Annotated in this window: 5 protein-coding genes; all 5 read left to right on the plus strand. The window is 45.0% G+C overall.

Annotated features, from left to right (window positions below):
- The first annotated feature begins 129 nt into the window (after positions 1-129).
- Entirely contained in the window at positions 130-708 is a 579-nt protein-coding gene (locus tag LHW48_02640; protein MCB5259357.1) for a hypothetical protein, read from the plus strand.
- Entirely contained in the window at positions 641-2,518 is a 1,878-nt protein-coding gene (locus LHW48_02645) for a phage terminase large subunit family protein (GenBank protein ID MCB5259358.1), read from the plus strand. The genes LHW48_02640 and LHW48_02645 overlap by 68 nt, the downstream gene beginning before the upstream one ends.
- A gap of 4 nt (positions 2,519-2,522) precedes the next feature.
- The gene (locus LHW48_02650) at positions 2,523-2,744 is read left to right on the plus strand and encodes a DUF6148 family protein (GenBank protein MCB5259359.1); all 222 of its coding nucleotides are present in this window, start codon (positions 2,523-2,525) and stop codon (positions 2,742-2,744) included.
- Complete coding sequence (locus tag LHW48_02655; GenBank protein ID MCB5259360.1) at positions 2,741-4,324, plus strand: phage portal protein; 1,584 nt, start codon at positions 2,741-2,743, stop codon at positions 4,322-4,324. The genes LHW48_02650 and LHW48_02655 overlap by 4 nt, the downstream gene beginning before the upstream one ends.
- Before the next feature lie 12 nt (positions 4,325-4,336).
- Positions 4,337-4,644: ATP-dependent Clp protease proteolytic subunit (locus LHW48_02660; protein MCB5259361.1), on the plus strand; the 308-nt coding region annotated here is incomplete at its 3' end.

The following is a 4,644-nucleotide window of genomic DNA, read 5'->3' on the forward strand; positions in this document are numbered from 1 at the left end:
AAGCTGGCGAGCCCCGATTTTTGCCTAGGTACAAATAATTTTTTTCTGGGGTTCCTTCACGCCAACGTGATAAATAGTTGCGTTGGCGTTTTTTATTGCAGAGACATGTGATAAGTAGGTGTGATATGTATGGCTGTTAAAACAGACGTATCAGGCGTTGTTGTGAATACAAACGTTTTAGCAAAATTATTTGGCGTCACAAGCAGATACGTGAACCAATTGGCTAAAGAGGGGGTTCTTGAAAAGCGAGCTCCGGGACGCTGGCCCCTTGAACAAAACGTTAACAGATATATTGAGTTTTTGCGAAGTGGCAAAAAGGATCCGGAAGAACAGGAATCAAAATCAATATATTGGGAAGAGAAGGCAAAACATGAAGCTGCCAAGAGAGAAATGGCAGAACTGCAGCTAGCAAAGCTAAAGAACCAGATGCATGATGCCACAACTATTGAACTTGTGATGACAGACATGCTTACGACCTTTAAGAACAGGTTATTGGCGTTGCCGCAAAAAGTCTCGCCTAAAATTATCGGACTCAAGAGCATTGCAGAAGTTAACGAAGCGCTGGCTCTGGAAATAAACGAAGCATTAACTGAACTTAGCGATTATTCCCCATGCTTGTTTGCCGAAGGTGGTGAAGACAATGGCGACGACGAAAGCGACGACGGATCTGTTCTCGAAGATAGCGAAAGCGGTAGCACCGCCACCTAAACTGACAGTAAGCCAATGGGCAGACCAATACAGAAGACTTGCACCTGAATCGTCTGCAGAACCAGGCCAATGGAGAACGGACAGGGCACCATACCAGCGTGAGATTATGGATGCCGTTGTAAATCCAAATATCGAAAAAGTAGTCGCCATGACGTCCAGCCAAATTGGCAAGTCCGAAGTGCTATTGAACATCATGGGCTATTACATAGACGTAGACCCTGGGCCTATTTTATTAGTCCAACCTACGCTTGAAACTGCTCAGGATTTCTCAAAGAGGCGTATATCTACTATGCTTTCGGCGACAGAAAGGCTGAAGTTAAAAGTTTCGGATTCCAAGACGCGCGATATCAATAACACGATTCTTATGAAAGTATTCCCTGGCGGGTTTTTGGCTATAGGCGGAGCCAACAGCCCTGCAGGGTTAGCAAGCAGGCCGATCAGGATACTTCTTTGCGACGAAGTTGACAGATATCCTGCAAGCGCTGGCAGTGAAGGTGATCCGATAGCCCTCGCAGAGCGCAGGACTATGACATTTTGGAACAGGAAACACGTTTATACTTCAACCCCGACTATTAAAGGAGCGTCTAGGATAGAGCTCGAATATGAACTTGGCACTCAAGAGAGATGGTGCGTGCAGTGCCCTAACTGCGACAATTATCACTTCATCATCATGAGAGACATAGTATTTAAATATGACAAAAAAGAAAATCGCAACAAGACGATTTACGTGATAAATGACGTTAAATGGCGTTGCCCTACGTGCACCAAAGAATTCGATGAATTCACAATGAAAAAACAACCGGCTAAATGGATTGCAGATAATCCAGGGGCAATCAAACGTAAGATAAGAAGTTTTAAGCTCAATGCCTTTGTATCGCCATGGTCATCGTGGGAAAAGATAGTACAGGAGTTTCTTGAGGTTAAAGACGACCCCGAACTTTACAAAGTCTTTGTCAATACTGTTTTGGGTGAGACATGGGAAGAACGTGGGGAGATAGAAGACGAAACCATCTTGCTCGACAGACGGGAACATTATGATGCCGAAGTACCGAATGACGTCTTGGTCCTTACACTCGCTGTCGACACACAAGATGACAGGCTTGAATATGAAGTTATGGGTTGGGGCAAAGATGAGGAGTCTTGGGGCATAGAAAAAGGGATTGTCTGGGGAAGACCGGACGATCAAGGCACATGGATGAGAATAGATGACTTGCTCAAAAAAGAATGGGTCAGACCCGATGGAACGGGCATGATGATATCATGTGCAACTGTTGATTCAGGCGGGCACTTTACGGAAGAAGTTTATAAATATTGCCTTCAACGAATATCGAGTGCTGTATTCCCTATACGCGGTATGGGTGGTTCTGGAATGCCGGTTATCTACAAGATATCCAGAAATAACAAATACAGGTTGCCTTTAGTGCTGATAGGCGTTGACTCTGCGAAAACAATGATCATGCAAAGGCTAAAAATAGAAAGACCAGGACCGAAATATTGCCATTTCCCACTAAACGAAGATCGTGGTTATGATTTTAACTATTTTACAGGTCTTATCTCTGAAAAAAAGGTCATCAGGAAGCAAAAGGGCAGAACAGTGGTCGTTTGGGAAAATATAGCAAAAGATAAGAGAAACGAACCGCTTGATTTGAGAGTATATAATTTGGCCGCACTTAAATTGTTAAATCCAGACTTTCACGCAATAGAAGAACGTATTAAGGGTAATATCGGGAAGGCAAATGCGACACCGCAGAGCTATAGTCAGCAGAAAAAGAAGCGATACGGCGTCGTGAAGAGAGGGCTGGAGGTATGACGATATGGGTGACACATTGGAAAGATTAAAGGCAAGGCTAGAGCTTTACTATGAAGCCGAGGCTGCGGTTTTGTCGGGTCAATCATACAGGATCGGCACAAGGACGCTGCAGCGAGCAGATCTAGCGCAGATAAGGCAAGCAATCAAGGAGCTTGAAGCTCAAATAGAAATAGTTGAGCGTAATGCCGGAAGAAGCGCCAAAAGAATAGTATTGAGGGATATATGATGGGCATAATCGATAAGTTGCTATCAGTTATAAGCCCTGTTCATGCGGCCAAGCGGGAAATAGCAAGACAGACACTTTCGACAATAAAGAATGCAGGATATTCCACCTCAGGCGCATCAACGTACAAACGCTCGATGAAGGGATGGCAAGCATGGTCAAGCAGCCCGCAAGCTGACATAGATATGAATCTTGATACATTGCGCCAGCGATCTAGAGATCTTTTTATGAGTAGCGGGCTGGCAAGATCGGCTATAAACACGTCAAGGACGAACGTAATAGGAGCTGGATTGAAGCTGAAAGCACGCATTGACTACGAGGTGCTTGGCATATCCATCGACGAAGCAGATAAATGGGAGAAAAAAACAGAACGAGAGTTTGCATTGTGGGCAGACGGATTATTTTGCGATGCCACGCGCATGAATAATTTCTATGAAATTCAGTCGCTTATATTTATGTCTTCATTGTTGAATGGTGATGGTTGGGCGTTACTCAAATTTGAAGACCCAACACCATATTTCCCGTATTCTTTGCGTATCCATACAATCGAGGGCGATAGGATCAGCACACCAATGTTTAACACAAATGCGGTGTCGTATACATACGGTCCTATCGGTTTTAGCTCAGAAACGGGCAACAGGATTATTAACGGCGTAGAGATAGATAAAGCTGGGAAAGTCGTGGCGTATTGGGTTTCAAATGCCTATCTGAATGACCCGGCAAACCCGATGGCCACGTGGGAATGGACTCGCATTGAGGCTTTTGGGAAAAGGACAGGCATTCCAAATATTCTTCAAGTGATGGTGCCGGAAAGATGTGAGCAATATCGTGGAGTGCCTTTCCTTTCTCCCATTATAGAGGAATTGAAGCAAATAAAACGATATACGGAAGCGGAACTTATGGCCGCAATCGTAATGGGGTTTTTTACAATTTTTATTAAAGAGGGAGGTGGGGCCATAGGAGATTTTCCACTTGCCGAGGCCGTGGGGGCGAAGGAAAAGATCAGCATTGACCCTGCAGATTTCGAACTCGGCGCAGGGACGATCAACACTCTGCCCCCCGGCTATGACATCGCTGCTGCAGATCCTAAAAGACCATCTTCTAATTTTGAGTCTTTTACAACGGCACTTGCCAAACATGTTGGTGCTGCGCTTGAAATACCGTACGAGCTCCTATTAAAAAACTTTACAGCGAGTTATTCCGCAAGCAGGGCAGCGCTTCTTGAGGCTTGGAAGGCTTTCAGGATGCGTCGGACCTGGTTTGCCAATGACTTCTGTCAGCCAATTTATGAAGTATGGCTTAGAGAAGCGGTATCTATAGGACGCATCGATGCTCCTGGGTTCTTTAGTGATCCGATCATAACGAAAGCGTGGGCAAGAGCCGAATGGCATGGACCTGCACCTGGGCAGGTAGACCCGGTCAAAGAAGTCCAAGCGGCTCAAATGCGCGTGCAAAACGGCTTTTCCACAAGGGAAAGGGAATCGATTGAGCTCATTGGCAGCGACTTTGATAGAAATATAGATCAATTACAGCGGGAAATTGAACGCATGAAGGCTGCTGGTGTTCCTACACAGCCACAGTAGGGAGGTGAAAAAGTGAATAAATTCTGGCAAATAAGGAATGTGAACGAAGATGAAGCAGAAATTATCCTGTATGGAGAAATATATTCTGATAACGGGCTTTGGCTGGATGAAGAAGGCAATATAACGACTCCTCGTCAGTTTTACGACGATCTGAAGGCATTAGGTGACATAAAGAGGATAACAGTTAGAATCAATTCAATAGGTGGAGATATATTTGCCGCGCAGGCTATTTATACCCAACTTAAGTCACACAAGGCCAAAATAATAGCTGTCATTGACGGTATAGCAGCCAGCGCAGCAAGCGTGGTGGCTATGGCTGG

This window comes from Candidatus Cloacimonadota bacterium (assembly GCA_020532355.1).
Lineage (GTDB): Bacteria > Cloacimonadota > Cloacimonadia > Cloacimonadales > Cloacimonadaceae > UBA5456.